General features: G+C 59.8%; 23 protein-coding genes. 16 read left to right on the top strand and 7 right to left on the bottom strand.

Going from position 1 to position 26,589, the window contains the following annotated elements; translation table 11 throughout:
- The first annotated feature begins 44 nt into the window (after positions 1 to 44).
- From M2401_RS04840 to brnQ, 7 genes are all read left to right on the top strand, one after another.
- Positions 45 to 2,876 (top strand): 2-oxoglutarate dehydrogenase E1 component, encoded by a 2,832-nt coding sequence (locus M2401_RS04840; protein ID WP_259100385.1) that lies wholly within the window; start codon positions 45 to 47, stop codon positions 2,874 to 2,876.
- Between the two features lie 41 nt (positions 2,877 to 2,917).
- On the top strand, positions 2,918 to 4,153 hold the full coding sequence (gene odhB / locus M2401_RS04835; protein WP_259100384.1) for a 2-oxoglutarate dehydrogenase complex dihydrolipoyllysine-residue succinyltransferase: 1,236 nt from the start codon (positions 2,918 to 2,920) through the stop codon (positions 4,151 to 4,153).
- A 172-nt stretch (positions 4,154 to 4,325) separates the two neighbouring features.
- Entirely contained in the window at positions 4,326 to 5,762 is a 1,437-nt protein-coding gene (gene lpdA / locus M2401_RS04830; RefSeq protein ID WP_259100383.1) for a dihydrolipoyl dehydrogenase, read from the top strand.
- A gap of 191 nt (positions 5,763 to 5,953) precedes the next feature.
- Positions 5,954 to 7,120 (top strand): ADP-forming succinate--CoA ligase subunit beta, encoded by a 1,167-nt coding sequence (gene sucC / locus M2401_RS04825; RefSeq protein WP_259100382.1) that lies wholly within the window; start codon positions 5,954 to 5,956, stop codon positions 7,118 to 7,120.
- Positions 7,120 to 8,001 (top strand): succinate--CoA ligase subunit alpha, encoded by an 882-nt coding sequence (sucD, locus tag M2401_RS04820; RefSeq protein WP_259100381.1) that lies wholly within the window; start codon positions 7,120 to 7,122, stop codon positions 7,999 to 8,001. The genes sucC and sucD overlap by 1 nt, the downstream gene beginning before the upstream one ends.
- A 203-nt stretch (positions 8,002 to 8,204) precedes the next feature.
- Positions 8,205 to 9,614, top strand: a complete 1,410-nt coding sequence (locus M2401_RS04815; RefSeq protein WP_259100380.1) for a GAD-like domain-containing protein — start codon at positions 8,205 to 8,207, stop codon at positions 9,612 to 9,614.
- A 301-nt stretch (positions 9,615 to 9,915) separates the two neighbouring features.
- The gene (gene brnQ / locus M2401_RS04810; protein WP_259100379.1) at positions 9,916 to 11,229 is read left to right on the top strand and encodes a branched-chain amino acid transport system II carrier protein; all 1,314 of its coding nucleotides are present in this window, start codon (positions 9,916 to 9,918) and stop codon (positions 11,227 to 11,229) included.
- A 72-nt stretch (positions 11,230 to 11,301) separates the two neighbouring features.
- Here the strand turns inward: brnQ and M2401_RS04805 are convergent, their stop codons facing one another.
- Positions 11,302 to 11,553 carry a hypothetical protein gene (locus M2401_RS04805; protein WP_259100378.1) on the bottom strand — a complete coding sequence of 84 codons (252 nt, stop codon included), beginning with the start codon at positions 11,551 to 11,553 and terminating at the stop codon, positions 11,302 to 11,304.
- A gap of 329 nt (positions 11,554 to 11,882) precedes the next feature.
- Here M2401_RS04805 and htpG point away from each other — a divergent pair, with 329 nt between their 5' ends.
- Both htpG and M2401_RS04795 read left to right on the top strand, forming a co-directional pair.
- Positions 11,883 to 13,787, top strand: a complete 1,905-nt coding sequence (gene htpG / locus M2401_RS04800) for a molecular chaperone HtpG (RefSeq protein WP_259100377.1) — start codon at positions 11,883 to 11,885, stop codon at positions 13,785 to 13,787.
- Between the two features lie 88 nt (positions 13,788 to 13,875).
- On the top strand, positions 13,876 to 14,607 hold the full coding sequence (locus M2401_RS04795; protein ID WP_259100376.1) for a dienelactone hydrolase family protein: 732 nt from the start codon (positions 13,876 to 13,878) through the stop codon (positions 14,605 to 14,607).
- 201 nt (positions 14,608 to 14,808) lie between these two features.
- Here the strand turns inward: M2401_RS04795 and M2401_RS04790 are convergent, their stop codons facing one another.
- From M2401_RS04790 to M2401_RS04765, 6 genes are all read right to left on the bottom strand, one after another.
- Positions 14,809 to 15,669 carry a pirin family protein gene (locus tag M2401_RS04790; RefSeq protein ID WP_259100375.1) on the bottom strand — a complete coding sequence of 287 codons (861 nt, stop codon included), beginning with the start codon at positions 15,667 to 15,669 and terminating at the stop codon, positions 14,809 to 14,811.
- A gap of 14 nt (positions 15,670 to 15,683) precedes the next feature.
- Positions 15,684 to 16,085, bottom strand: a complete 402-nt coding sequence (locus M2401_RS04785; RefSeq protein ID WP_259100374.1) for an OsmC family protein — start codon at positions 16,083 to 16,085, stop codon at positions 15,684 to 15,686.
- Between the two features lie 259 nt (positions 16,086 to 16,344).
- Positions 16,345 to 17,565: a beta-ketoacyl-ACP synthase I gene (gene fabB, locus M2401_RS04780; RefSeq protein ID WP_259100373.1), complete on the bottom strand. Its 1,221-nt coding sequence runs from the start codon at positions 17,563 to 17,565 to the stop codon at positions 16,345 to 16,347.
- Between the two features lie 10 nt (positions 17,566 to 17,575).
- On the bottom strand, positions 17,576 to 18,091 hold the full coding sequence (fabA, locus tag M2401_RS04775; protein ID WP_259100371.1) for a 3-hydroxyacyl-[acyl-carrier-protein] dehydratase FabA: 516 nt from the start codon (positions 18,089 to 18,091) through the stop codon (positions 17,576 to 17,578).
- 222 nt (positions 18,092 to 18,313) lie between these two features.
- Entirely contained in the window at positions 18,314 to 20,248 is a 1,935-nt protein-coding gene (locus M2401_RS04770; protein ID WP_259100369.1) for a response regulator, read from the bottom strand.
- On the bottom strand, positions 20,245 to 21,183 hold the full coding sequence (locus tag M2401_RS04765; RefSeq protein WP_259100367.1) for an ABC transporter substrate-binding protein: 939 nt from the start codon (positions 21,181 to 21,183) through the stop codon (positions 20,245 to 20,247). The genes M2401_RS04770 and M2401_RS04765 overlap by 4 nt, the downstream gene beginning before the upstream one ends.
- A 175-nt stretch (positions 21,184 to 21,358) precedes the next feature.
- Here M2401_RS04765 and M2401_RS04760 point away from each other — a divergent pair, with 175 nt between their 5' ends.
- The 7 genes from M2401_RS04760 to M2401_RS04730 all read left to right on the top strand — a co-directional run bounded on the left by M2401_RS04760 (position 21,359) and on the right by M2401_RS04730 (position 26,541).
- Entirely contained in the window at positions 21,359 to 22,384 is a 1,026-nt protein-coding gene (locus tag M2401_RS04760; protein WP_259100366.1) for an NAD(P)H-dependent glycerol-3-phosphate dehydrogenase, read from the top strand.
- A gap of 83 nt (positions 22,385 to 22,467) precedes the next feature.
- A complete protein-coding gene (locus M2401_RS04755) occupies positions 22,468 to 22,758 on the top strand; it encodes a DUF4389 domain-containing protein (protein ID WP_409033881.1) in 291 nt (96 codons plus the stop codon).
- Positions 22,755 to 23,213: a phosphohistidine phosphatase SixA gene (gene sixA, locus M2401_RS04750; RefSeq protein WP_259100362.1), complete on the top strand. Its 459-nt coding sequence runs from the start codon at positions 22,755 to 22,757 to the stop codon at positions 23,211 to 23,213. The genes M2401_RS04755 and sixA overlap by 4 nt, the downstream gene beginning before the upstream one ends.
- A 60-nt stretch (positions 23,214 to 23,273) precedes the next feature.
- A complete protein-coding gene (locus tag M2401_RS04745) occupies positions 23,274 to 23,717 on the top strand; it encodes a hotdog fold thioesterase (RefSeq protein WP_259100360.1) in 444 nt (147 codons plus the stop codon).
- Positions 23,718 to 23,835: 118 nt separating this feature from the next.
- Positions 23,836 to 24,654: an alpha/beta fold hydrolase gene (locus M2401_RS04740; RefSeq protein WP_259100359.1), complete on the top strand. Its 819-nt coding sequence runs from the start codon at positions 23,836 to 23,838 to the stop codon at positions 24,652 to 24,654.
- Complete coding sequence (locus M2401_RS04735; protein WP_259100358.1) at positions 24,651 to 25,505, top strand: alpha/beta hydrolase; 855 nt, start codon at positions 24,651 to 24,653, stop codon at positions 25,503 to 25,505. The genes M2401_RS04740 and M2401_RS04735 overlap by 4 nt, the downstream gene beginning before the upstream one ends.
- A 241-nt stretch (positions 25,506 to 25,746) precedes the next feature.
- Entirely contained in the window at positions 25,747 to 26,541 is a 795-nt protein-coding gene (locus tag M2401_RS04730) for a DUF4892 domain-containing protein (protein ID WP_259100357.1), read from the top strand.
- Positions 26,542 to 26,589: the final 48 nt, after the last annotated feature.

The raw sequence follows: 26,589 nt of genomic DNA, 5'->3' as shown, positions 1-26,589 counted from the left end.
GGGCGTTTTCGCCGGTGGTGTCCCCTAACCGAGGGTGACCAAGCATGCAAGAAAGCGTGATGCAGCGCATGTGGAACAGTGCCCACCTTTCCGGTGGTAACGCTGCCTATGTGGAAGAGCTCTACGAGCTCTACCTGCACGACCCTAACGCTGTGCCAGAAGAGTGGCGCACCTACTTTCAGAAGCTGCCAGCTGACGGCAGTTCTGCCACCGATGTATCGCACTCGACGATTCGCGATCATTTCGTGTTGCTGGCGAAAAACCAGCGCCGCGCTCAACCGGTATCGGCCGGGAGCGTGAGCAGCGAACACGAGAAGAAGCAGGTCGAAGTCCTGCGTTTGATCCAGGCTTACCGTATGCGCGGCCATCAAGGCGCCAAGCTCGACCCGTTGGGTCTGTGGCAGCGTCCTGTTCCCGCCGACCTGTCGATCAACCACTACGGTTTGACCAACGCCGACCTGGACACGACTTTCCGCGCAGGTGACTTGTTCATCGGCAAAGAAGAGACCAGCCTACGCGAAATTCTCGAAGCGTTGCAGCAGACATATTGCCGCACCATCGGCGCCGAGTTCACCCACATCGTCGATTCCGAGCAGCGCAACTGGTTCATGCAGCGCCTCGAAAGCGTGCGTGGGCGTCCTGCTTTCTCCGCCGACATCCAGGCTCACCTGCTGGAGCGTGTCACCGCTGCCGAAGGCCTGGAAAAATACCTGGGCACCAAGTACCCGGGCACCAAGCGTTTCGGTCTGGAAGGTGGCGAAAGCCTGATCCCGATGCTCGACGAGCTGATCCAGCGTTCCGGTTCCTACGGCACCAAGGAAGTCGTCATCGGCATGGCCCACCGTGGCCGTCTGAACGTTCTGGTCAACACCTTCGGCAAGAACCCGCGCGAGCTGTTCGACGAGTTCGAAGGCAAGAAGAAGGTCGAGCTGGGTTCCGGTGACGTCAAATACCACCAGGGCTTCTCGTCCAACGTCATGACCGCAGGCGGCGAAGTCCACCTGGCCATGGCGTTCAACCCGTCTCACCTGGAGATCGTTTCTCCGGTGGTCGAAGGTTCGGTACGTGCCCGCCAGGATCGTCGCAACGACTCCGTTGGCGACAAGGTTCTGCCGATCTCCCTGCACGGTGATGCTGCCTTCGCAGGCCAGGGTGTGGTTCTGGAAACCTTCCAGATGTCCCAGACCCGCGGCTTCAAGACCGGCGGTACCGTGCACATCGTCATCAACAACCAGGTCGGCTTCACCATCAGCAACCCACTGGACGCGCGCTCTACCGAGTACGCCACCGACGTTGCCAAGATGATCCAGGCACCGATTCTCCATGTGAATGGCGATGACCCTGAAGCCGTTGTGTTCGTGACCCAGCTGGCCATCGACTACCGCATGCAGTTCAAGCGTGACGTGGTAATCGATCTGGTCTGCTACCGTCGTCGCGGCCACAACGAAGCTGACGAACCAAGCGGCACCCAGCCGTTGATGTACCAGCAGATCACCAAGCAGCGCACTACCCGTGAGCTGTATGCCGAGGCACTGGTGAACTCCGGCGCTCTGACTGCCGATGCCGCTCAGGCTCAGGTCGACGAGTACCGCAACGCCCTCGACAACGGCATGCACGTTGTGAAGAGCCTGGTCAAAGAGCCCAACAAGGAACTGTTCGTCGACTGGCGTCCATACCTGGGCCATGCCTGGACCGCGCGTCACGACACCAGCTTCGACCTCAAGACCCTCCAGGAACTGTCGGCCAAGCTGATGGAACTGCCGGAAGGCTTCGTGGTTCAGCGCCAGGTGCAGAAGATCTACGAAGACCGCCAGAAGATGCAAGCCGGTGGCCTGCCGATCAACTGGGGCTATGCCGAAACCATGGCATACGCGACGCTGGCCTTTGAAGGCCATCCGATCCGTATGACTGGCCAGGACATTGGCCGTGGTACGTTCTCGCACCGTCACGCCGTTCTGCACAACCAGAAGGATGCAAGCACTTATATCCCTCTGCAGAACCTGTATGCCGGTCAGCCACGTTTCGACCTGTACGACTCCTTCCTTTCGGAAGAAGCGGTACTGGCCTTCGAATACGGCTACTCGACGACCTCGCCAAACGCGCTGGTCATCTGGGAAGCCCAGTTCGGCGACTTCGCCAACGGCGCCCAGGTCGTGATCGACCAGTTCATCACCAGTGGCGAGCACAAGTGGGGCCGTCTGTGCGGTCTGACCATGCTGTTGCCGCACGGTTATGAAGGCCAGGGTCCGGAGCACTCCTCCGCACGTCTGGAGCGTTACCTGCAACTGTGTGCCGAGCACAACATTCAGGTATGCGTGCCGACCACGCCGGCGCAGATCTACCATCTGCTGCGTCGCCAGGTGATTCGTCCGCTGCGCAAGCCGCTGGTTGTCCTGACTCCGAAGTCGTTGCTGCGTCACAAACTGGCAATCTCGACCCTGGAAGATCTGGCTCACGGTTCGTTCCAGACCGTCATCCCGGAAATCGATACCCTCGATGCCGCCAAGGTGACTCGCCTGGTTCTGTGCAGTGGCAAGGTTTACTACGACCTGCTGGAAAAACGTCGTGCCGAAGGCCGCGAAGATATCGCCATCGTGCGTATCGAGCAGCTGTATCCGTTCCCGGAAGACGACCTGATGGAAGCCATCGCTCCGTACGGCAACCTGACCAATGTGGTCTGGTGCCAGGAAGAGCCGATGAACCAGGGCGCCTGGTACAGCAGTCAGCATCACCTGCGTCGCAGCATCGGCAACCACAACCGCAACCTCGTTCTCGAGTACGCCGGTCGTGATGCTTCTGCAGCACCCGCTTGTGGTTATGCATCGATGCACGCCGAGCAGCAGGAAAAACTGCTGCAAGATGCCTTCACTGTTTAACGCCTTCGCGCATTAGAAACCGAATTAAGGAATTACAGATAATGGCTATCGAGATCAAAGCCCCCTCTTTCCCGGAATCCGTTGCCGACGGCACCATTTCCACCTGGCACAAAAAGCCGGGCGAGGCGGTCAAGCGTGATGAACTGCTGGTCGACATCGAGACCGACAAGGTTGTTCTGGAAGTACTGGCCGAAGCTGACGGCGTACTGGCATCGATCGTGAAAGGCGAGGGCGAGACCGTCCTGTCCAACGAACTGATCGCTACCCTGGACGCTGGCGGCACCGCATCGGCTGCTCCTGCCGCCGCTGCTGCTGCTCCAGCTGCTGCACCGGCGCAAGCTGCTGCCGCACCTGCTGCCGCTGACGACGACGCAGTTGCCGCGCCTGCTGCCCGCAAGCTGGCTGAAGAAAACGGCATTAACCTGGCCAGCGTCAAGGGCACGGGTAAAGATGGCCGCGTGACCAAGGAAGACGTGGTCGCTGCCGTTGAAGCGAAGAAATCCGCACCAGCTGCTGCGCCTGCCGCCAAGCCTGCCGCTGCCGGCGCTGCTGCTCCTGTGTTTGCCGCTGGCGACCGCACCGAGAAGCGCGTACCGATGACCCGCGTTCGTGCCACCGTGGCCAAGCGCCTGGTTGAAGCTCAGTCGAACATGGCGATGCTGACCACTTTCAACGAAGTCGACATGACCGAAGTCATGGCCCTGCGTTCGAAGTACAAGGATCTGTTCGAGAAGTCCCACAACGGCGTACGCCTGGGCTTCATGTCGTTCTTCGTCAAGGCTGCAACCGAAGCGCTGAAACGCTTCCCGGCAGTCAACGCCTCGATCGACGGTGCCGACATCGTCTACCACGGCTACGCTGACGTTGGCGTTGCGGTTTCCAGCGACCGTGGCCTGGTGGTTCCGGTCCTGCGCAACGCTGAGCAGATGAGCCTGGCTGAAATCGAAGGCGGCATCGCTGCCTACGGCAAGAAAGCCCGTGACGGCAAACTGTCCATCGACGAGATGACTGGCGGTACCTTCACCATCACCAACGGTGGTACTTTCGGCTCGATGATGTCGACTCCGATCGTCAACCCGCCTCAAGCGGCCATCCTGGGCATGCACAACATTCTGCAGCGTCCTATGGCGATCAACGGTCAGGTTGTTATCCGTCCGATGATGTATCTGGCTCTGTCCTACGATCACCGTCTGATCGATGGCAAAGAAGCCGTGACCTTCCTGGTTACCATCAAGAACCTGCTGGAAGATCCGGCTCGTCTGTTGCTGGATATCTGATGAGGCAGCCCCGAGCTGCGAGCGACGAGCTTCAAGATAGAAGCGGTTCGCTCGCTGCCCGGGGCCTGTACGTTGCACTCAATGAAATGGTCGCATGCCGAATCCGCAGGACACCGCGGACCGGCTTGCAGCTCGCAGCTTGAAGCTCGCAGCTAAAGAGGAACTCTTTTTTATGTCCCAGAAATTCGACGTAGTAGTGATTGGCGCTGGCCCTGGCGGTTATGTCGCCGCGATCAAGGCTGCACAACTTGGTCTGAAGACTGCCTGCATCGAGAAGTATCAGGACAAGGAGGGCAAGCTGGCCCTGGGCGGTACTTGCCTGAACGTAGGTTGCATTCCATCCAAGGCGCTGCTGGACAGCTCCTGGAAGTTCTACGAAGCCAAGAACGGTTTCGCAGTACATGGTATTTCGACTTCCGAAGTGAAAATGGACGTGGCCGCGATGGTTGGCCGCAAGTCCCAGATCGTCAAAGGCCTGACTGGCGGCGTTGCCAGCCTGTTCAAGGCTAACGGCGTCACTTCCCTGCAAGGCCACGGCAAACTGCTGGCCGGCAAGAAAGTCGAGCTGACCAAACCTGACGGCACCACCGAAGTCATCGAAGCCGACAACATCATCCTGGCTTCCGGCTCGCGTCCGATCGACATTCCACCGGCTCCAGTCGACCAGAACGTCATCGTCGACTCCACCGGCGCCCTGGAATTCCAGGCTGTGCCTGAGCGTCTGGGTGTTATCGGTGCTGGCGTTATCGGCCTGGAACTGGGTTCGGTATGGTCGCGTCTGGGTTCCAAGGTGACCGTTCTGGAAGCTCTGGAGAAATTCCTGCCAGCCGCTGACGAAGCCGTTGCCAAGGAAGCTCAGAAGACTTTCACCAAGCAGGGTCTGGACATCAAGCTGGGCGCTCGCGTCACTGGCTCGAAAGTCAACGGCAACGAAGTTGTCGTCAACTACACCGACAAAGACGGTGAGCAGAACATCACTTTCGACCGCCTGATCGTTGCTGTCGGCCGTCGTCCTGTGACGACTGATCTGCTGGCTGCCGATAGCGGTGTCGATATCGATGAGCGCGGCTTCATCTTCGTCAACGATCAGTGCGAGACCAGCGTTCCTGGTGTCTACGCGATCGGTGACGTGGTCCGTGGTCTGATGCTGGCACACAAAGCCTCGGAAGAAGGCATCATGGTGGTTGAGCGCATCAAGGGTCACAAGACCCAGATGAACTACGACCTGATCCCATCGGTTATCTACACTCACCCGGAAATCGCGTGGGTTGGTAAAACCGAGCAGACCTTGAAGGCCGAAGGCGTTGAAGTTAACGTCGGCAGCTTCCCGTTCGCGGCCAGCGGTCGTGCAATGGCAGCCAACGACACTGGCGGTTTCGTCAAGGTCATCGCTGACGCCAAGACCGACCGTGTACTGGGTGTACACGTCATCGGCCCGGGCGCTGCAGAACTGGTTCAGCAGGGCGCGATCGGCATGGAGTTCGGCACCAGTGCCGAAGACATCGGCATGATGGTCTTCTCCCACCCGACGCTGTCCGAAGCGCTGCACGAAGCAGCCCTGGCTGTGAATGGCGGTGCCATCCACATCCAGAACAAGAAAAAACGCTAAGAAAGAAAACCACGACGGACTGCCCGTCGTGAGCCTTGCGAGCAAGACTCACCGCGGAAGGTCCGTTGGACTCGACCTCCCGGTGACTGCAGGAATCTTCCTGCAATCATCGGGACAAGCGGTCACAGGTGGTGCGGCACCCACGATGTGCAGCACCGAATGCGCAGTACCTAACGAAGACGGTAATAAGCATGAATCTCCACGAGTATCAGGGTAAGCAGCTGTTTGCTGAATACGGCCTGCCAGTTTCCAAAGGCTACGCAGTCGACACCCCGGAAGCAGCAGCAGAAGCTTGCGACAAAATCGGCGGCAGCGAGTGGGTTGTCAAAGCCCAGGTTCACGCTGGTGGCCGCGGTAAAGCGGGCGGCGTGAAGCTGGTTCGCAGCAAAGAAGACGCAGCAGCGTTCGCTTCGCAGTGGCTGGGCAAGCGTCTGGTCACTTACCAGACTGACGCCAATGGTCAGCCAGTCACCAAGATCCTGGTTGAATCCTGCACCGACATCGCCAAAGAGCTGTATCTGGGCGCTGTTGTGGATCGTTCCAGCCGTCGTATCGTGTTCATGGCTTCCACCGAAGGTGGTGTGGACATCGAGAAGATCGCTCACGACACTCCTGAGAAGATTCTCAAGGCCACTATCGATCCACTGGTTGGCGCTCAGCCATTCCAGGGTCGCGACCTGGCGTTCCAACTGGGTCTGGAAGGCAAGCAAGTTGCCCAGTTCGCCAAGATCTTCGTTGGTCTGGCCAAACTGTTCCAGGATCACGATCTGGCCCTGCTGGAAGTGAACCCGCTGGTGATCAAGGCTGACGGCGATCTGCATTGCCTCGACGCCAAGATCAACATCGACGCCAACGCCATGTACCGTCAGCCTAAGCTGAAGACTTTCCACGATCCGTCGCAGGACGATCCGCGCGAAGCGCACGCTGCCAAGTTCGAACTGAACTACGTAGCCCTGGAAGGTAACATCGGCTGCATGGTCAACGGTGCTGGCCTGGCCATGGGTACCATGGACATCGTCAACCTGCACGGCGGCAAGCCAGCCAACTTCCTCGACGTAGGTGGTGGTGCTACCAAAGAGCGCGTGACCGAAGCCTTCAAGATCATCCTGTCCGACACCAACGTCGCTGCAGTACTGGTCAACATCTTCGGCGGCATCGTTCGTTGCGACATGATTGCCGAAGGCATCATCGGTGCAGTGAAAGAAGTCGGCGTGAAAATCCCGGTTGTTGTTCGCCTTGAAGGCAACAACGCTGAACTGGGCGCTAAAGTACTGGCAGAAAGCGGCTTGAACATCATCGCTGCTACCAGCCTGACCGACGCTGCTCAACAAGTCGTTAAAGCTGCGGAGGGCAAATAATGAGCGTCCTGATCAATAAAGACACCAAAGTTATCTGCCAGGGCTTCACCGGTTCGCAGGGTACTTTCCACTCCGAACAAGCCATTGCCTACGGCACCAAAATGGTTGGCGGCGTGACTCCAGGCAAGGGTGGCACCACTCACCTGAACCTGCCTGTGTTCAACACCGTTCGTGAAGCAGTAGAGCAAACTGGCGCTACCGCCAGCGTGATCTACGTTCCGGCTCCTTTCTGCAAAGATTCGATCCTGGAAGCTGCCTTCGGCGGTATCAAACTGATCGTCTGCATCACCGAAGGTATCCCTACCCTCGATATGCTGGATGCCAAGGTCAAGTGCGACGAGCTGGGTGTTACCCTGATCGGCCCTAACTGCCCAGGCGTCATCACTCCGGGCGAGTGCAAGATCGGCATCATGCCAGGTCACATTCACTTGCCAGGCAAGGTCGGTATCGTGTCGCGTTCCGGCACCCTGACCTACGAAGCTGTCAAGCAGACCACTGACGCCGGTTTCGGTCAGTCGACTTGCGTCGGCATCGGCGGTGACCCGATCCCGGGCTCGAGCTTCATCGACATCCTGAAACTGTTCCAGGAAGACCCGAAGACCGAAGCGATCGTCATGATCGGCGAGATCGGCGGTTCGGCTGAAGAAGAAGCGGCTGCCTACATCAAGGCAAACGTGACCAAGCCAGTCGTTTCCTACATCGCTGGTGTGACTGCCCCTGCGGGCAAGCGCATGGGCCATGCGGGCGCAATCATTTCCGGCGGCAAAGGCACTGCAGACGAGAAATTCGCTGCTCTGCAAGACGCTGGCGTGAAAACCGTGCGTTCCCTGGCAGATATCGGCAAAGCCCTGGCTGAGCTGACCGGTTGGGCTGTCAAGTAAGCTTCGGCTGACTGACTCGCAACCAGCAAAGGCCACCTTCGGGTGGCCTTTGTGCATTCTGGGCCTATGCAATTCTCCGGGTAGGAGCGAATTCTGTGGAAACCAACTCAGTCAGAGCGAATATGTGGGAGTGAATTCGCTCCCACAGGTTTAGCGTTCATGCTAATACGTGACACAGATACCTCGCCCATCAGGAGGAACCCGTGTCCGGTCTCATCCAGTTGCAAGCCTTCGTCACCGCCCATCCGCCCCATCCCGACAATCAGCGCCCGACAGCCGTCCAGCTGGCCCGTTATGCCGAGCTATTGCCAGCCCCATTGCTGGAACTCTGGCGCGAGCATGGGCTTGGCTACTATGGCGAGCGCCGGTTGTGGCTGCTGGTTCCGGAGCAATGGCAGGCGGTCGTGGATCAATGGGTGTCCCACGGTGAGGACGAAGTCCCCCGTATTCCAATCCTGATGACGCCGTTTGGCACGCTGTTGTACTACCGCAAGCTGAGCGATGAAGACGAAGACATTTCGGCGTTGAATATCTTCGATCAGACTATCGATCAGCTGAGCTGGGATCTGCTGGAGTGCTTTAACGAGCAGTTCACTGACGAAGACGGGTTCGACGATCTGGTGTCGTCAGCCGATTACGAGCACGCCCGGCAAACGGCTGGCGTACTGGCCGCAGGGCAGGTGTACGAGCCGGATCAGTTGCTGAGCGCCATCCTCAGACGTTTCACTCGCAAGGACGCCCAGACGCTGTTCCTTGAGCAATTCGAGATCATGCAGGCCTGCGCGGCCTTTGATTTCCCGTCACCCGGCACCCTGTTGCAAGCATTGCCTGATGGGCTGCGCACCGATATTCAGGCTCTGGCAGCGCGCATCGAGGGCTATCCCCAGGGTTTGTACCTCAGCGCCTATCTGTGTCGCTACCATCTGCTGATGCTGGGGGCGGACGGGCTGTGCAGATTGCTGTGCTGGACCACTCACCCCAAGGACATGCGCACCGAGTCGCCACGCCTTTACCTGGGCCGTTATCGGCTGGATCAGTCGGCAGAAGGGGACGCCCTCGTGACCCTCGCGCTGGACAAGGACGACGATGTGGATCGAGAAATTGCTGCCGACCAGATGTTTTATCTGAGCGGGGGCGAGCAGACCATGCTGATTCGCACAGAAGACCTGGAGGATGTCGCCACCGCCCTGGACTGGAACGAGTCGGTGGAGCATCCGGCTTATCCCCTGCGCAAGGTCGATCTGGCCTACTGGATTCCGGACGACGATCGGGAGCGCCCGACACCTTCTCGGGCAAGACTGCCGGTGGCGCTGCGGCAGTTACTGCGCAGTGAGCCTTTGCAGGTGGTGATTACCCAAGTGGATACCCCGGACGATGAGCTGGAAGAAGTCATGGTCACGGCGCGCGTAGAACACAATGGCGGCAGACCGGCGAGCATGAATATGCCCATGTGTTCGCCTGCCGGGTCGGTCAAGGCGCTATATGGCTGGGTCTGGGAAGAGGGGCAGAGCAGTGTCAGGCTCGGTTTGTCCCTGACCTCGGATGGAGAAACGGCCGAAGCGCGGTGGCCGCAGGTTGGGGATGTGCTGGTTTCGCGCAAGCCAGATTCATGATGTGTCAGCGGTGCCAGCCTATTCGCGGGCAAGCCTCGCTCCAACGTTAACATCCTTGAAAGTCCCCTTTTTTCAGGGGATTTTCTCGTATTTCGCCACAAAAGCGGGCGCTTTTCGGTGATATTGCCCTGTATTAGTGCAATAAATTGCCGAATTGGTTAGGCTAGCCGCCATTTTGTGCCTACCGGCCCTCACAAGGGGTCGTTGCACAGGCCGGGCTTGTCCTAAAAGGGCAGGCAGTATTTCCCTTACCCATTGGGAAGTCGCTCTCTAATTCCGATTTGGCAGTGTGGTTTTCTCGATGAAAGTGTTGAAAGGTCAGGACATCCTGGCACTTGGTTTTATGACGTTTGCCCTGTTCGTCGGGGCTGGCAATATCATCTTCCCTCCCATTGTCGGCTTGCAGGCCGGGCCCCACGTATGGATGGCAGCCTTGGGCTTTCTGGTGACGGCCGTAGGTCTGCCGGTGATCACCGTGGTTGCCCTGGCCAAGGTCGGTGGCGCCATGGACAGCCTGAGCAGCCCCATCGGCAAGGTCGCCGGTGGCATTCTCGCCGCAGTCTGCTATCTGGCAGTAGGGCCGCTGTTCGCCACACCGCGTACGGCGACGGTGTCCTTTGAGGTGGGCCTGGCGCCTCTGACCGGCGAAAGTCCGCTGGCGCTGTTCATCTATAGCGCGGTGTATTTCCTGCTGGTGTTCTGGATATCCCTCTATCCCGGCCGCTTGCTGGACACGGTAGGGCGTTTCCTCGCGCCGCTGAAGATCATTGCCCTGGCGGTGCTTGGCATTGCCGCCTTTGCCTTGCCAGCGGGCGAGATCGGCGTGGCAGAGCCTGCCTACGTCGCCGCTCCCTTTTCCCAGGGCTTCATCAATGGCTATCTGACCATGGATACTCTGGGTGCCCTGGTCTTTGGCATTGTCATCGTCAATGCCATCCGTTCCCGTGGCGTCGAGTCGCCCCGGCTGATCACCCGTTACGCGATCATTGCCGGGTTGATTGCCGGTCTTGGCCTGGCGCTGGTCTATATCAGCCTGTTCCGCCTTGGCTCCGGCAGTCATGCCGTGGCAGCAGGGGCGAGCAACGGCGCCGCGGTGCTGCACGCCTATGTGCAACACACCTTCGGTTCGTTGGGCAGCGGTTTTCTCGCGGTGCTGATTTCCCTGGCCTGCCTGGTCACGGCAGTGGGCCTGACCTGCGCCTGTGCCGAGTACTTCAGTCGTGTGCTGCCGCTGTCCTACAAGACCTTGGTGATTCTGTTGGCGGCATTCTCGCTACTGGTCTCGAATCTGGGTCTGACCAAGCTGATTCAGTTTTCCATCCCGGTGCTGACGGCCATCTACCCGCCGTGCATCGTTCTGGTGGCCTTGAGCTTCTGTAAGGATTTCTGGCATTCCCAGGGGCGCATCGTCGCGCCGGTAATGTTGGTGTCGTTACTGTTCGGAATAATCGATGCGCTGAAGGGCGCAGGGCTTGGCGAGCATCTGCCGCAAGTCGTTGCGCACTTGCCGCTGAGTGATCAGGGCCTGGCGTGGCTGGTGCCGGCGTGCTTTACCCTGATCGTGGCATTTGTGTGTGACCGGCTGTTAGGCAAGCGTAGCGAAGTAATGGCTTAGTCTGCCTGCTTAACTAACAAGGCCCGCAAATAGCGGGCCTTGTTGTTTGAATACTGCTTGGTCTGTTGAAGGCTAGTTGCTGGTTTTCGGGGCTTGGCCCTGGGCTTCCTGCGCGCGCTGTTGCGCGGCTTCGGCGTTCTTTTGCGCAGCTTCCTGACTTTCCTTGGCCGCGTCGTTTACCTTGTCCTGTGCTTTCTGCATGGACTCCTGCGACTGCTGTGCAGCGTCATTGGCTTTTTTCTGAGTATCGTCGGATTTCTTGTCGCACGCGGCAAGACCCAGGGTGGCAGACAGCATCAAGGCATAAGCTAAAGTGTTACGCATGGGGTGTTTCTCCTTATTGAGTAGCTACGTGCCTTTCGAGCCTTGTCTTTTTAATTAAGTTCAACCGGATGTTCATCGCCCGCAATTAACTGTTTCAGCCGCGTTACGGCGCAAACAATAGAAACCCTGTAGTGAATATGTATCGCGACGCGCTCGGACAATACCCAGGAAGTGCCACGAGGCCCTGCGCGACCCGCGATCCGGCAAATCTGCTTTTTCCTGCTCTTGAAATCTCCTGCCCAGCCCCCACCTTGTTGTCATCCCGCCGTTCGGCAAAGGCAGACGCCGTTGTCGTATGACTTACACCATCCAATTGGAGTTTGATGACCATGAGTGTGGAAACTCAAAAGGAAACCCTGGGCTTCCAGACCGAGGTAAAGCAGCTGCTGCACCTCATGATCCATTCGCTGTATTCCAACAAGGAAATCTTCCTTCGCGAATTGATCTCGAACGCCTCTGACGCCGTCGATAAACTGCGCTTCGAAGCCCTGGCCAAGCCAGAATTGCTCGAAGGCGGCGCCGAGCTGAAAATCCGTGTGACCTTCGACAAGGATGCGAAAACCGTCACCCTCGAAGACAACGGCATCGGCATGAACCGCGACGATGTGATTACCCATCTGGGTACCATCGCCAAATCCGGCACTGCCGATTTCATGAAGAACCTGTCCGGTGATCAGAAGAAAGATTCGCACCTGATCGGCCAGTTCGGTGTGGGCTTCTACTCCGCTTTCATCGTTGCCGACCGCGTTGACGTGTACAGCCGTCGTGCCGGCTCCCCGGCCAGCGAAGGCGTGCACTGGTCCTCCAAGGGCGAGGGCGACTTTGAAGTGGCCAACGTCGAGAAGGCCGAGCGTGGCACCCGTATCGTCCTGCACCTGAAAAGTGGCGAAGACGAGTTCGCTGACGGCTACCGCCTGCGCAACGTCATCAAGAAGTACTCCGACCATATCGCCCTGCCGATCGAGCTGCCTAAAGAACAGGCCGCTGCCGAAGGCGAGGCTGCCCCGGAAGTGGAATGGGAAACCGTCAACCGCGCCAGCGCGTTGTGGACCCGTCCACGCACCGAGGTCAAGGACGAGGAATACCAGGAGTTCTACAAGCACGTCGGCCACGACTACGAGAACCCACTGAGCTGGAGCCATAACAAGGTCGAAGGCAAGCTGGAGTACACCTCGCTGCTTTACGTGCCGGCCCGCGCGCCGTTCGACCTGTATCAGCGTGAAGCACCGCGTGGCCTGAAGCTGTACGTGCAGCGCGTGTTCGTCATGGACCAGGCCGAGTCGTTCCTGCCGCTGTATCTGCGCTTCATCAAGGGCGTGGTCGACTCCAATGACCTGTCTCTGAACGTCTCCCGGGAAATCCTGCAGAAGGACCCGATCATCGATTCGATGAAGACGGCCCTGACCAAACGCGTTCTGGACATGCTGGAAAAACTGGCGAAGAACGAGCCTGAGCAATACAAGGGCTTCTGGAAGAACTTCGGCCAGGTCATGAAAGAAGGCCCGGCCGAAGATTTCGCCAACAAGGAAAAAATCGCCGGTCTGCTGCGCTTTGCCTCGACGCATGACGAAGGCGGCGAGCAGGTTGTGGCCCTGGCCGAGTACCTGGCTCGCGCCAAGGAAGGTCAGGACAAGATCTACTACCTGACCGGCGAAACCTACGCCCAGGTCAAGAACAGCCCGCACCTGGAAGTCTTCCGCAAGAAAGGCATCGAAGTGCTACTGCTGACCGACCGTATCGACGAGTGGCTGATGAGCTACCTCAGCGATTTCGACGGCAAGGGCTTTGTTGATGTTGCGCGTGGTGATCTGGACTTGGGCAAGCTGGACTCGGAAGAGGACAAGAAGGCTCAGGAAGAAGTCGCCAAGGACAAGGAAGGTCTGGTCGAGCGCCTGAAAACCGCACTGGGCGATGCTGTCGCCGAAGTACGGGTTTCCCATCGCCTGACCGATTCGCCAGCGATCCTGGCCATCGGCGAAGCGGATCTGGGCCTGCAAATGCGCCAGATCCTCGAAGCCAGCGGGCAGAAAGTGCCGGATTCCAAGCCAATCTTCGAGTTCAACCCGGCTCACCCACTGATCGGCAAGCTGGACGCCGAGCAGAACGAAGAGCGTTTTGGCGACCTGTCCCACATCCTGTTCGATCAGGCGGCCCTGGCCGCAGGCGACAGCTTGAAGGATCCGGCCGCATACGTGCGCCGTTTGAACAAGCTTTTGGTTGAATTGTCGGTTTAAATCGATGCCCTGAACAGAACCCGCTTCGGCGGGTTTTGTTTGTTTAGCGTTTGTCCTTTCCAATCATTCAATGAGTCAGGAGTCAGCAATGAGCAACGTTACTGTGCGTTCCGTGGTTTACCAGATCGATGGCCAGCCGTATGAGAGCCGTCTGGTGTTTGATTCTGCCGACACCACTTCGTCGCGCCCCGGGCTGTTGATGGCGCCGAACTGGATGGGTGTCAGTGAAGGTGCGGAGAAGATCGCCAAGAAGGTTGCGGAGCAGGGTTATGTGGTGCTGTTGGCCGACCTGTACGGGCAAAACGTGCGTCCGTCCAACAATGACGAGGCCGCTGCGGCGATGATGCCGTTGAAGAACGACCGTCAATTGCTGAACGTGCGGACCAAGGCGGCCCTGGCCCAGCTCGTGGCGCAGACCGACGTTGCGGTGGATGCCGACAAGATCGCTGTGTTCGGCTTCTGCTTCGGCGGCTGCTGCGCTCTGGAACTGGCCCGTACTGGTGCCAATCTCAAGGCTGCGATCTCGTTCCACGGCACCCTGGACACGCCAAACCCGAGCGATGCCAACAATATCAAGGGCAAGGTCCTGGTCCTGCACGGCGCGTCCGACCCGTTGGTGCCCAAAGAGCAACTGCCAGCGTTCGAGGAAGAGATGAATGCAGCGAACGTGGACTGGCAACTGCTTAGCTACGGCGGCGCATTCCACTCCTTCACCGACCCGCATGCCAATGTTCCGGGCATGATGATGTACGACGAGAAAGTCGCTACCCGCGCATTCAAGTCCATGCATAACTTGCTGGATGAAGTGTTCAAGGGTTGATTATTTTGCCCTTGCCCTTGCCCTTGCCCTTGCCCTTGCCCTGGCTTGGGTAGAGGCGAACTGTGGGAGCGAATTCATTCGCGAAGGGGCCAGATCAGTCGATGCACATTCATCGTCTGCAATATGGTTTTCGCGAATGAATTCGCTCCCACAAAATTTGCTCCCTCAATCAGTTTCCACAGCTCACCTACAATCGTTTCTCTAGCGCTTCACGGGTAACTCAATCCTGCCCGTTTCCCCCGGCACGGTCGGCCACTCGCCCGCTGCCCAGCGTTGCCGTGCCTGGTCGATCAGGGCCGGGTCGCTGGCAACGAAATTCCAGTTCATCCGCCTTGCCCCGTCCAGGGCTTCTCCGCCGATCAATACCGCGTGGCATTCGCTTTCGGCGCTGAGGATCGCTTCCTGGCCGCTGTCCAGCACGATCAGGCTGCGAGGTTCTACCGGTTGACCATCGACGGAGGCTTCTCCCTCCAGCACGTACAGCGCGCGCTCGGCATGTTCTGTGGGGATCAGCAGGGTCGTAGCGGTCTGCAGGTGCAACTCGGCATACAACGTGCCTGAGAGCACCGGCACCGGGGAGGTCAGACAAAAGCCGCTGCCGGCGATCATGCGGATGCGGATACCCAGGTTGTCACTGGTCGGCAGGCTGGCTGCCGGGTGATGGCTGTAATGCCCCGGCCCTTGCTCGTGGTCCTTGGGCGAAGCCAGCCAGATCTGCAGGCCGTGCATGCGCGAGCCTTTGGCTACCAGGTCTGCGGGCGTGCGTTCGACGTGGGCGATGGCGCTGCCCGCAGTCATCCAGCTCACTTCGCCGGGCAGTACCCGCTGATCGCTGCCGAGGCTGTCCTTGTGCAGCAACTCGCCTTCGAACAGATAGGTCAGGGTCGACAGGCCGATATGCGGGTGTTGGCGGATATCCATGCCGCTGCCTGCCGGGTAGTCCGTTTCCAGCATATGGTCGAAGAACACGAAAGGGCCGACGCTGCGGCACTGTGCTGACGGCAACGGGCGCAGGATCGGCTGGCCTTCGACGTCTTCGGCGCGGGGTTTGATGATCAGCATGCTCGGCTCCCTGGTCAGGCCAGCTGGGTCTGGATGGTGATTTCGGCGGTGGTCATCAGTTTATGCACCGGGCAGCGGTCAGCGATACGGTGCAATAGCGTGCGCTGATCTTCAGTGAGATTGCCTTCCAGCGTCAGCTCGACGTTGAGGCTGTATTTGCCTTTGCGCTCTTCGCTGTCGTCATGACTGACCGCGACGCGAATGCCCGTGAGTGGGATGTCATGTTGCCTGGCGTAGAGCTTGACGGTCAGGGCCTTGCAGGCGCCCAGTGCTGCATCGAAATAATCATGGGGCGAGGGCGCCGAATCTTCGCCGCCCAGGGAGACCGGCAAGTCGGTGGCGAGGGTATGGCGCTCGTTGATGTCGACGCTATGGCGAAAGCCTTCGCTGGAGGTACTGTTGACGATGACGGACATGGAGGCCTCTGGGGTTGCGCAATTATTCGAAATGAAATGAGTCTTTGTGGCTGGTGTGTACCATGTGGGAGCCGGCTTGCTGGCGATGGCGTCGGACCAGGCACTGACATCTTTGCGAGCGCTTCGCACTTGATCGCCAGCAAGCCGGCTCCCACAAAGTCCCATCTTGAACCGCTGTGCTATTTCCTGCAGGCACAAAAAAGGCGCCTGTTGGGCGCCTTGATTGTAGTGCTGCGATGGCAATGACTTACCAGTGCGATTATTTACCAGACCAGCGCTTCATGATCAGCGTGGCGTTGGTGCCGCCGAAGCCGAAGCTGTTGCTCATGACCTGGTCAATCTTCGCATCTTCGCGAGTCTTGGTCAGGATTGGCATGTCAGCCACTTCCGGGTCCAGTTCGTCGATGTTGGCCGAGCCAGCCATGAAGTTGCCTTCCATCATCAGCATGCAGTAGATCGCTTCGTGAACGCCGGCGGCGCCCAGGGAGTGACCGGACAGGCTCTTGGTCGAACTGATGGCCGGAGCGTTGGCGCCGAACACTTCACGCACACCTTTCATTTCCGCGACGTCGCCGACCGGAGTCGAGGTGCCGTGGGTGTTGAGGTAGTCGATCGGGCCTTCGGTGGTAGCCATGGCCATCTGCATGCAGCGGATGGCGCCTTCGCCGCTTGGCGCAACCATGTCGTAGCCATCGGAAGTCGCGCCGTAGCCGACGATTTCCGCGTAGATCTTGGCGCCGCGGGCCAGAGCGTGTTCCAACTCCTCGACCACCACCATGCCGCCACCACCGGCGATGACGAAACCGTCACGCTTGGCGTCGTAGGCGCGGGAGGCTTTTTCCGGCGTTTCGTTGTACTGGGTCGACAGGGCGCCCATGGCATCGAACAGGAATGACTGGCTCCAGTGCTCTTCTTCACCGCCGCCGGCGAAGACGATGTCCTGCTTGCCCAGCTGGATCTGTTCCATGGCGTTGCCGATGCAATGCGCGCTGGTGGCACAGGCCGAAGCGATGGAATAGTTCAGGCCCTTGATCTTGAACGGCGTGGCCAGGCAGGCGGAAACCGTGCTGCTCATGGTCCGGGTGACGCGGTACGGGCCGACACGCTTGACGCCTTTTTCGCGCAGGATATCCAGCGCTTCCATCTGATTCAGGGTCGATGCGCCACCGCTGCCGGCGATCAGGCCGGTGCGCGGGTTGGACACTTGCTCTTCGGTCAGGCCGGAGTCAGTGATGGCGTCTTTCATGGCCAGGTAGGCGTAGGCCGCTGCGTGGCCGACGAAGCGATAGATTTTGCGATCGATCAGCTCTTCGAGGTTGAGGTCGATGGAGCCGGAAACCTGGCTGCGCAGACCCATTTCGGCATATTCCGGATTGAAACGGATGCCAGGGCGGCTTGCACGCAGGTTGGCGGAGACGGTGTCTTTGTCATTGCCCAAGCAGGAAACAATGCCCAGACCAGTGATAACGACGCGGCGCATGCGAATACCCTTAGAAATTTTCAGTGGAAGTGAACACGCCGACCCGAAGGCCTTCGGCAGTGTAGATCTCGCGGCCATCAACGCTCACCGAACCATCGGCAATGGCCAGGTTCAGCTTGCCGCGCAGAACGCGCTTGATGTGAATGTTATAGGTGACTTTCTTGGCGGTCGGCAGGACCTGGCCAAAGAATTTCACTTCGCCCGAACCCAGGGCGCGGCCGCGGCCCGGCAGACCCTGCCAGCCGAGGAAGAAACCGACCAACTGCCACATGGCATCAAGGCCCAGGCAGCCCGGCATGACCGGGTCGCCTTCGAAGTGACAAGCGAAGAACCATAGGTCCGGGGTGATATCCAGCTCGGCGACCAATTCACCTTTGCCGAACTTGCCGCCTTCTTCGCTGATATGGGTGATGCGATCGACCATCAGCATGTTGGGGGCGGGCAGTTGCGCGTTACCTGGGCCGAAAAGCTCGCCGCGACTGCAACTCAGCAATTCTTCCCGGGTAAAGGCGTTTTGTTTGGTCATGCGAGCTCCTCAATAGTCATGTGCGGCAGGGAGGGGGTCATGTGCCCGGCCTCCGGTCCTTGCGTGCTTCAATCACAGGGACTTGGCGATCAGCCTACCCATAGACTATTGCGTTGTAGTGAAAGTCACAGCACAGGGAAAATGAAAGTACACCTGTGCACTGAAATTTGTCGTCCAGCAGACGGCTGGGGTCGATCCGGTTGCCAAGACTGCCGCAATTTATCATTTATCGCCAGTCGCAGATGCTTGAAAGGCAAGCCAACGCTGTAAAACCTGCTGCAAATCACTGCGTTTGAAGGGTTTGGCCAAATAATCATTCATGCCCGCCTGTAAACAGGCGTCGCGGTCGCCGTACAGGGCATTGGCGGTCAGGGCGATGATTGGCAGATTCTCCAGATGTGCATGCTGGCGGATCAGGCGCGTGGCCTGATAACCATCCATGACCGGCAGTCGGCAATCCATCAGTACGGCGCCGTAATCACCTGCTTCGACCATGCCGACAGCCTCGGCGCCATCGCCTGCGACACTGACTTCCAGGCCCAGGCTGCGCAGCATGGCTTCGATGACCGTGCGGTTGACCGGATTGTCCTCGACCAGCAGAACGTGGGCGTTGCGCTGGGTTTCATAAGGGCCGCTGACGGTTATGCCGGGGGCATTGGGCGGGCGTTGCACCAGGGTCAGGGGGATGTCCAGGGTGAACACCGAACCCAGGCGCTCTTCACTCTGGGCGCGCAAGGTTCCGCCCATGCGCTCAGCCAGGGTGCGGGCGATGGGCAGGCCCAGGCCGGTGCCGCCATAGCGCCGGGAGATCGAGCTGTCGGCCTGCTGGAAGGCGTTGAACATAGATTCCAGGCGCTGCGCAGGAATACCGATACCGGTGTCGCGCACGGTGCAGATGAAGGTGATCTGATCGTCGGCGTTGCGGCACCAGTTGGCATGGATGCGTACGCTGCCGACTTCGGTGAATTTCAAGGCGTTGCCGACCAGATTGACCAGAATCTGCCGGATACGTGTCGGATCGCCTTGCACGGTGAAGTCTTCCAGACCCGGCTGTATATGCAACGCCAGGGTCAGCCCGCGCTGTTGGGCATCATGGTGAAAGGCCTGAGTCGTGGTGTTGATCAACTCCACCAGATTGAAGACGATCGTTTCCATTTCCATGGCGTTGCGCTCGATTCGCGAGAAGTCGAGGATGTCGTTGATTACCCGTAGCAGGTGTTCCGTGGACTCGGTGGCAAGGGCGGCATATTCGCTCTGCTCATCGGTCATTTTCGTGGTTTCGAGCAATTGCAGCATGCCCAGTACACCGTTCATGGGTGTACGCAGCTCGTGGCTCATCATGGCCAGGAAGTCGGACTTGGCCGTGTTGGCACGTTCGGCCTCTTCACGGGTGCGGATCAACTGATCGATGGCGCGTTGCTGTTCATGACTGGCGCCTTCCAGATCCCGCGCCAGATTGTTGATATGCCGGGCCAGATCACCCAGTTCGGCGTCCTCCGGTACGGGCAGCGGGGTCGTGTAGTCGCCCTGCTGAATGGCCTTGACCGCTTCGCCCATCTCGCTGATCGGCTGCGACAGGCTCAAAGCCAGACGCCGCGCCAGGATATAGGTGAAGAGCAGGGCGAACAGCGCGAGGATCCCGGCTTTGAACAGGATTTCCTGCTGGCGTTGGCTGAAGGCGTCGTTGGACATGCCCACCAGCACCCGGCCCAGATAATCCCCGGCGGGCGAACCGGCGGTTTCGTCTGAACTGGCGTTGCTGAGGAAGTCTTTGCCGAGCTTGATCCGTTGCGAGCGGATCGGCGCCTGGAAGACTTCCACTTGCTTGGGATTACTGCCGTCGGCGCTCGGCTGTTCGACGTACACCAGCACGTTATTGGCCCGGTCCTGAATTTCCAGGAAGCGCACATGGGGAGTGGACAGGGTGGCGCGCATCAGGCTGTTGAGCACTTCATCGTTGCCGACGATCACGCCATATTCCGATGCAGGGGCCAGTTGGTTGGCGATCAATTGACCGGTGTGATTGAGTTCCTGGCGCAGGTCCTGGATTCGCACGAAAGTAAAGAAACTGATCAGCAGCAGGGTCAGCAGCAGTGCCGGGCCGAGGCTGATGATTTGCGTGCGGGTATTGATGTCCCAGCTTCGCTGCAAGGTCATGGGCGACGCTCTCCTTGCGCCAGACTGGCTGCCAGGGCCGCCTCGTTGATCGGCGCCAGGCCCAGGGAACTCGCCACCTGGGGGTTGCTCATGACCTTGAAATGGTTGGGGTAGAGGGTGCGTGGCCAACGCTGCGGCGCCTGTTCGAGCAGGTCGCTCAGGGTGTTGATCCAGTCCGTCTGATCACTGTAGGTGCTCGCCAGGCTGCCCGCCTTGATAAAACTGGCCGTCGGGCCGATCAGGGCCTGCTGATCAGCGTAGGCACTGAGCGTCAGGTTTTTCATTGTCAGCGCGTTATACAGCTGCGGGTCGTTGAGCCCCAGCAGTACATCGCTGCGTTTGAGCAGCGTCTGCAACGGGCGGATGTCCTCGGTGAAATCCCAGGGTTGGGACATGACGCGCATGCCCAGGGCGGTGGCGGCATGGCGCAAGTCGTTGAGCATGAACTGGCTTTCCTTGCCGAACAGCACGCCTATTTGCCGGGCCTTGGGCAGTAGCTGGCGAATCAGGCGCAATTGCCGGGCAGGTGGCGGGTCGCGCCAGATCAGGGTCAGGTTCGCCGCCCGCTGTTCGTCCAGATACTGATGAGCCTGCAGGCGGTTGATGCGCAGCACCAGGGTCGGTGGCCCGCCGCTGTTGCTCAGTCGCCATTCAAGACTGGCGGGGTCGAGGAGGATCAGGCGGGTGTCGACAGGGATCAGCTGCGGCGACGGTAGCTGTGCGGTGATGACGTAGCGCACCGTATCCTGCTCGCGGTGCTGGCGCAGCTGCGCGACGAAGTCCTGCACCTGGGGGCCGTCTTCGACGCTGGTCAGCAAGATATCGGCAGCCTCGACTGGTGCCGTGAACAAAAACGCCACGGCGACAACAGCCAATGCCCTGGCGCGGCGTGCAATAACGCCGCCCTGGCGCCTGTGCGAACGAGGTTGTGTCATTGCCGTCGCGTCATAAGAGAACATTCGCACAAGGAAGGCAGCACTTTATTGTGGGACTTTGCGCTGCATGTTACCCGAGGCGAGACCTGCCTTGGCAACGTTTGCGCTGGCTGCCGCAGCCATGCTCCGTATAATGCGGCATCGCCAGATGAGTTGGCTCACGATGGAGTGGTTCATGACCACACAACAACCTGTAGCGGTTCTGGGCGGCGGCAGTTTCGGTACGGCGATAGCCAATCTGCTCGCGGAAAATGGTCATCAGGTCCGGCAATGGATGCGCGACCCCGAGCAGGCCGAGGCGATCCGCGTCAATCGCGAGAACCCGCGCTACCTCAAAGGCATCGCCGTGCGCCCGGAAGTCGAGCCGGTCACTGACCTGCCTGCGACCCTTGACGCCTGTGAGCTGATCTTCGTCGCCCTGCCGTCCAGCGCCCTGCGCGCGGTGCTCGATGCCCATGTCGACAGGCTCGAAGGCAAGATGCTGGTCAGTCTGACCAAGGGCATTGAAGCGAAAACCTTCAAGCTGATGAGCGAAATCCTTGAAGAGATCGTGCCCAAGGCGCGTATTGGTGTGCTGTCCGGCCCTAACCTGGCGCGGGAAATCGCCGAGCACGCGCTGACGGCCACCGTGGTTGCAAGTGCCGACGAAGGCCTGTGCAAGGCGGTCCAGGCGGCGCTGCATGGCCGCACCTTCCGCGTGTATGCCAGTGCTGACCGCTTTGGCGTCGAGCTGGGCGGGGCGCTGAAAAACGTCTACGCAATCATTGCCGGCATGGCAGTGGCGCTGGGAATGGGTGAGAACACCAAGAGCATGCTGATTACCCGCGCGCTGGCGGAAATGACTCGCTTCGCTGTCAGCCAGGGCGCCAATCCCATGACCTTTCTTGGCTTGGCCGGTGTCGGAGACTTGATCGTTACCTGTTCTTCGCCCAAGAGCCGCAACTATCAGGTGGGTTTCGCCCTGGGCGAAGGGCTGAGTCTGGATGAAGCCGTCAGCCGCCTGGGTGAGGTCGCTGAGGGCGTCAACACTCTCAAGGTGCTCAAGGCCAAGGCGCAGGAGCTTAATGTCTATATGCCGCTGGTCGCGGGGCTGCATGCCATTCTGTTCGAAGGTCGTACGCTCAATCAGGTCATCGAGCTGTTGATGCGCGCCGAACCCAAGACTGACGTCGATTTCATTTCCACTGCCGGTTTCAATTGAACCGGTTGCAATCCTAGGGAGAGACACTCTTGAACGAGTCGAAATTCAAGCAGCACGAATCGGTCCTGCTGCGCATCGTCTGGATGCTGGTATTTCTGGTGATCTGGTACCTGGCCAATCTGGTCCTCGGTGTCGTAGTGGTGGTGCAATTGGGTTATCGCCTGTTCTACGGCGCACCCAGCGCCAGCCTGATGAGCTTCGGAGACAGCCTGAGCCAGTTCATGGCCCAGATCGGCCGGTTCGGCACCTTTCATACCGAGCAGAAGCCCTGGCCGTTTGCCGACTGGCCGACTGCACGCGCGCCTGAAGGTGAAGCACCGCATCGTGTGCCGCCTGCGCCGCATCCGGTGCGCGACGAAGAGCCCAAGCTGTGAAGGTCTGGGTCTTGCGCCACGGCGAAGCCCAGGCCAATGCCCGTAGTGATGCCGAGCGTGAGCTGACCGAGCATGGCCGTTCGCAGGTGATCGGCAGCGCCGCCCATCTGCTGGGCAAGCCGCTGGACCGGATCATCGCCAGCCCCTACGTGCGGGCGCAGCAGACCGCCGAGTTGGTCCGCCAGGCCCTGGGTTTCAGCGATCCGATCAGTACCGTGCCCTGGCTGACCCCGGAAAGCGACCCGAAAAAGGTCCTGCAGCAGTTGGACCTGTACGCCGACGAACAGATTCTGCTGGTCAGTCATCAGCCGCTGGTGGGCGTGCTGATCGGCTTGCTCGTCCACGGCAGTTTTCAGCACGCCCAACCCATGGGTACGGCCAGTCTGGCCGAACTTGAGGGCGATTTTCCCCTTGCCGGTGCAATGCAGTTGCTTAGCGTCCGCCACGCGGGATAGCTTTGCCGACTCGATCAATGCGCCCACGGTAAGGGCGCATCAAACAAGAAAGGACTGAACATGAGTGTATGGCGTCAAACCCCGGACATCGACCAGCTCAACGCGATGCAGAAGAACACCATCGGCGAAGTGCTGGATATCCGTTTCGAATCCGTCACCGATGACTCCCTGACCGCCAGCATGGTGGTCGATCAGCGTACCCATCAGCCATACGGGCTGTTACACGGCGGTGCTTCGGTGGTGCTGGCCGAGACGGTTGGTTCCACGGCCAGCTATCTGGTCATCGACACCAGTCGCTTCTATTGCGTCGGCCTTGAAGTCAATGCCAACCACCTGCGTGGTCTGCGTAGCGGCAGGGTCACTGCAGTGGCGCGGCCGGTGCACATCGGTCGCATGACCCACGTCTGGGATATCCGTCTGACCAGCGATGATGGCAAGACCAGCTGTATTTCCCGGCTGACCATTGCCGTTGTGCCGCTGGGCGAAGAGCCACCTGCCCGATAAAAGCTGCAAACAGGACAGGTAATGGCCGGAGTGTCGTCATTGATGGCACTTCCAGTCATTGCCGTGCTTCAGGCGGCTGCGCACAATCGCCACAGATTCAGCAATCGGGTGTGCCAGCATGTCGCAGCAAGTATTTTTCGCCCACGCCAACGGCTTCCCCTCGGCCACTTACGGCAAGCTGTTCGCTGCGCTGGCGCCGGACTACCAAGTCGCCCATCTCGATCAGCACGCCCACGATCCGCGTTTTCCGGTGGACGACAACTGGCTCAACCTGGTCGACGAGCTGATTCATCACTTGCGCGAGCAACCGGGGCCGGTGTGGGGCGTGGGCCATTCTCTGGGCGGGGTTCTGCATTTTCATGCGGCGCTGCGTTGCCCGGAGTTGTATCGCGGGGTGGTGATGCTCGATTCGCCGGTGCTGACCCTGGCCGATCAACTGATGATCCGCATGGCCAAGCGCTTTGGCTTTATCGACCGCATCACCCCGGCCGGGCGTACGCTGGGGCGACGTGAAGCCTTTGCCGACCTGGAATCGGCCCGGCGCTATTTCGCTGGTAAAACCCTGTTCCGCCGTTTCGATCCCGAATGCTTCGATGCCTATCTGCAACATGGCTTGCAGGCCGATGGTGATCAGTTGCGCCTGCGCTTCAACCCGGCCACCGAAATCAGCATCTACCGCAGCGTGCCCCATAACCGCCCGGCGAGCGCTCAGCAGCTCAAGGTGCCGCTGGCGATGGTCCGCGGCGAAAACAGCCGCGTGGTGTTGCCCCATCATGCCGGCTCGGTGAAACGCCTGCCCGGTGGCGAATACCTGTCGATGCCCGGCGGCCATATGTTCCCCCTGGAATGCCCCGAGGACACCGCGACCATGCTCAAGATGCTATTCAGTCGCTGGGATGATCGTGCGCAAGCGCGTAAACAGGCGCGCAGCGCATGAGCCTGGCCGTCGAAGAAGTACGCCTGAACCTGGGGCATATCGAGCTGGCCGCCCATTTATTCGGCCCTGAAGACGGTCAGCCGGTAATCGCCCTGCATGGTTGGCTGGACAATGCCAACAGCTTTGCGCGCCTGGCGCCTCACCTCAAGGGCCTGCGTATCGTTGCCCTGGATCTGGCCGGGCACGGGCACTCCGGTCATCGTCCGCCGGGGGTGACCTATAACCTCGCCGATTATGCCTATGACATCGTGCAGGTGGCCGAGCAACTGGGCTGGCAGCAGTTCTCTTTGCTGGGCCATTCCCTCGGCGCGATTATCTCGGTGATCCTCGCCGCTTCGCTGCCTGAGCGGGTCACCCGTCTAGCGCTGATCGACGGCCTGATGCCCATGACCGGCGAGGCCGACAGCATGGCTGAGCGCATGGGCCGGGCCTTGCAGGCCCAGGCAGCGTTGGCGGACAAGCGCAAACCGGTCTACCGCGATCAGAGCCATGCCGCTGAAGTGCGTATGCGCGGCGTGGTGGCGGTCAGTCGCGAGGCGGCGCAACTGCTCGCCCAGCGCGGCCTGATGCCGGTGCCCGGTGGTTATACCTGGCGCAGCGACAGCCGTCTGACGCTGCCGTCGGCGATTCGTCTGACCCGCGAGCAGGCGCTGTCTTTTATCGATAGCGTGCGTTGTCCGACCCAGTTGATCGTCGCCGCCGAAGGCATTCTGGCGCAGAACCAGACACTGCTCGCGGGGTTGCCTTTCAGCGTCTCGACCCTGCCAGGCGGGCACCATCTGCACTTGAACGAGGAGGAGGGCGCACGCTCTGTTGCAGACTGTTTCAATCGCTTCTTTGCCACTCCTTGACTTGCACTGGGCAACTGTCGAGGCTGGGCGGGTTGATATTGGAGACTGCCCTGATGGATCACCCCCACGCTTACGCTTATTCCCTTTTTTGCTTGTCCTCGTTATGAACACATTTATTACGCGCTGCCGTACCGCTGTTGGAGCGAGGCTTGCCCGCGAAGAGGGTCTTTTTTCCAACACAGTTTCTGTGAAACAGACATCGCTTTCGCGAGCAAGCCTCGCTCCTGCAAAGAGAGTGCGCATGCTCCTGTGCCTGGCCCTGTTCAGCCCGACACTCTGGGCCGCCGATCTGCCCGGCAGTCAGGACCTGCCCAATATTCCCCGCCTGACCGACGCCGAAATCGTCGACTACCGTGCCCCGGCCGAGCTGGAGCGCATCTACCCCATGGGCTCGGTGCGCAAGATCAGCGGCCAGTTGCGTTTCGATGGCCAGGTCAGCGCCCATGGCAGCCTCACTTCCGTGACCTACCAATTGCCGATCGAGCACAGCGCCGATGAGGCCTTTACCCTGGCCCGGCAAGCCCTGCACACACAGGGCGCCGAGCTGCTGTTCTGGTGTCAGGCGCGCGATTGCGGGGAAAGCAGCCTGCTGGCCAACGAGGTCTTCGGCAATGCCAAGCTGTTTGGCTCCGACAATGAGCAGGCCTACCTGCTGCTGCGTCTGGCTGCGCCTCAGGACAACACCCTGGTAGCGCTCTACAGCATTACCCGTGGCAATCGCCGGGCTTACCTGCACGTCGAACAATTCGTCGCTTCTGCACCTCTGGGGGAGTTGCTGCCAACCTCAGCGACCCTGCTGCGCCAGCTCAAGAGCACTGGCAGCCTGCCGTTGCCACGGCTGGACGGCGCGCCTTCCGATACCTGGGCGACTTTGCTGTCCCGTGGCCTGAATCTGGACAGCACCCTGCGCATTACTGTGGCCGGAGCCCAGGCGCCAGCGTGGCGGGATGCGCTGGTGGCCAAGGGCGTACGTGCCGCGCGGCTTGAGCTGGGGGCCGCTGACAAGCCGGGCCTGGTGTTGCAGGTGATTCCGTAGGCTATCCAGTGCCTGTAGACGTGAATCCTGTGGGAGCGAATTCATTCG

The organism is Pseudomonas sp. JUb42 (genome assembly GCF_024807945.1).
In the GTDB taxonomy this organism is placed as follows: Bacteria; Pseudomonadota; Gammaproteobacteria; order Pseudomonadales; family Pseudomonadaceae; genus Aquipseudomonas.
This window is presented reverse-complemented; position numbering and strand designations above follow the sequence as displayed.

Coding starts and splice junctions, on each gene's coding strand:
- M2401_RS04745 (WP_259100360.1), top strand. CDS start 23,274: ATGAGTGTATGGCGTCAAACCCCGGACATCGACCAGCTCAACGCGATG.
- fabA (WP_259100371.1), bottom strand. CDS start 18,091: ATGACCAAACAAAACGCCTTTACCCGGGAAGAATTGCTGAGTTGCAGT.
- M2401_RS04760 (WP_259100366.1), top strand. CDS start 21,359: ATGACCACACAACAACCTGTAGCGGTTCTGGGCGGCGGCAGTTTCGGT.
- M2401_RS04765 (WP_259100367.1), bottom strand. CDS start 21,183: ATGACACAACCTCGTTCGCACAGGCGCCAGGGCGGCGTTATTGCACGC.
- M2401_RS04805 (WP_259100378.1), bottom strand. CDS start 11,553: ATGCGTAACACTTTAGCTTATGCCTTGATGCTGTCTGCCACCCTGGGT.
- M2401_RS04840 (WP_259100385.1), top strand. CDS start 45: ATGCAAGAAAGCGTGATGCAGCGCATGTGGAACAGTGCCCACCTTTCC.
- fabB (WP_259100373.1), bottom strand. CDS start 17,565: ATGCGCCGCGTCGTTATCACTGGTCTGGGCATTGTTTCCTGCTTGGGC.
- M2401_RS04730 (WP_259100357.1), top strand. CDS start 25,747: ATGCTCCTGTGCCTGGCCCTGTTCAGCCCGACACTCTGGGCCGCCGAT.
- M2401_RS04755 (WP_409033881.1), top strand. CDS start 22,468: ATGCTGGTATTTCTGGTGATCTGGTACCTGGCCAATCTGGTCCTCGGT.
- brnQ (WP_259100379.1), top strand. CDS start 9,916: ATGAAAGTGTTGAAAGGTCAGGACATCCTGGCACTTGGTTTTATGACG.
- odhB (WP_259100384.1), top strand. CDS start 2,918: ATGGCTATCGAGATCAAAGCCCCCTCTTTCCCGGAATCCGTTGCCGAC.
- M2401_RS04795 (WP_259100376.1), top strand. CDS start 13,876: ATGAGCAACGTTACTGTGCGTTCCGTGGTTTACCAGATCGATGGCCAG.
- M2401_RS04735 (WP_259100358.1), top strand. CDS start 24,651: ATGAGCCTGGCCGTCGAAGAAGTACGCCTGAACCTGGGGCATATCGAG.
- htpG (WP_259100377.1), top strand. CDS start 11,883: ATGAGTGTGGAAACTCAAAAGGAAACCCTGGGCTTCCAGACCGAGGTA.
- lpdA (WP_259100383.1), top strand. CDS start 4,326: ATGTCCCAGAAATTCGACGTAGTAGTGATTGGCGCTGGCCCTGGCGGT.
- M2401_RS04790 (WP_259100375.1), bottom strand. CDS start 15,669: ATGCTGATCATCAAACCCCGCGCCGAAGACGTCGAAGGCCAGCCGATC.
- sucD (WP_259100381.1), top strand. CDS start 7,120: ATGAGCGTCCTGATCAATAAAGACACCAAAGTTATCTGCCAGGGCTTC.
- sucC (WP_259100382.1), top strand. CDS start 5,954: ATGAATCTCCACGAGTATCAGGGTAAGCAGCTGTTTGCTGAATACGGC.
- M2401_RS04740 (WP_259100359.1), top strand. CDS start 23,836: ATGTCGCAGCAAGTATTTTTCGCCCACGCCAACGGCTTCCCCTCGGCC.
- M2401_RS04770 (WP_259100369.1), bottom strand. CDS start 20,248: ATGACCTTGCAGCGAAGCTGGGACATCAATACCCGCACGCAAATCATC.
- M2401_RS04785 (WP_259100374.1), bottom strand. CDS start 16,085: ATGTCCGTCATCGTCAACAGTACCTCCAGCGAAGGCTTTCGCCATAGC.